This window comes from Rhizobium centroccidentale, assembly GCF_030182565.1.
Taxonomy (GTDB): Bacteria; Pseudomonadota; Alphaproteobacteria; order Rhizobiales; family Rhizobiaceae; genus Rhizobium.
The window spans coordinates 1-634 of the sequence record NZ_JAQJCG010000068.1; the positions used below are offsets into that span (position 1 = coordinate 1).

At 62.5% G+C, this 634-nt stretch carries 1 protein-coding gene; it reads right to left on the minus strand.

Features of this window, described 5'->3' with window-relative positions:
* Window positions 1-634 (minus strand): tetrahydrofolate dehydrogenase/cyclohydrolase catalytic domain-containing protein (locus PH562_RS30660; protein ID WP_285177647.1); only part of this gene is annotated, 634 nt, incomplete at both ends.

Sequence of the window (634 nt, forward strand, 5' to 3'; positions counted from 1 at the left end):
GACATCGCCCACCAGCCGGCTCTTGCCCTCGCCCCGTTCAGGGGCCGCGATCCGGTTGATGCCGACATCGATGACGGTGGCGCCAGGCTTCACCCAATCCGCCTTGACCATTTCCGGACGGCCGACGGCCGCCACCAGGATATCGGCGCCCCTTGCAACGGAGGCGAGATCCTTCGTGCGTGAATGCGCTGTCGTGACCGTCGCATTGGCATTGAGCAGTAATTGCGCCATCGGCTTGCCGAACAGGTTGGAGCGGCCGATGACCACGGCATTCAGACCCGACAGGTCTTCGCCATGGATCGAACGTACCAGCAGCATGGCGCCGGCCGGCGTGCAGGAGATCAGTCCGGTTTCGAGATCGCCGGTCGCAAGCTTGCCGGCATTGACCACATGCAACCCGTCGACATCCTTCTCCGGCTTGATCGACTGGATGATGTCATCCGAATCGAGATGCTTCGGCAGCGGCAGCTGCACGAGAATGCCGTGGATGGAGGAATCATCATTCAGCGAGGCCACCAAGGCAGCGAGCGCTTCCTGCGTCGTTTCCGCCGGCAGCGTGTGCTGGACCGACTTGAAGCCGCATTCCCTCGCCATCTTGCTCTTGGAGTTCACATAGGCATGGCTGGCCGGATCG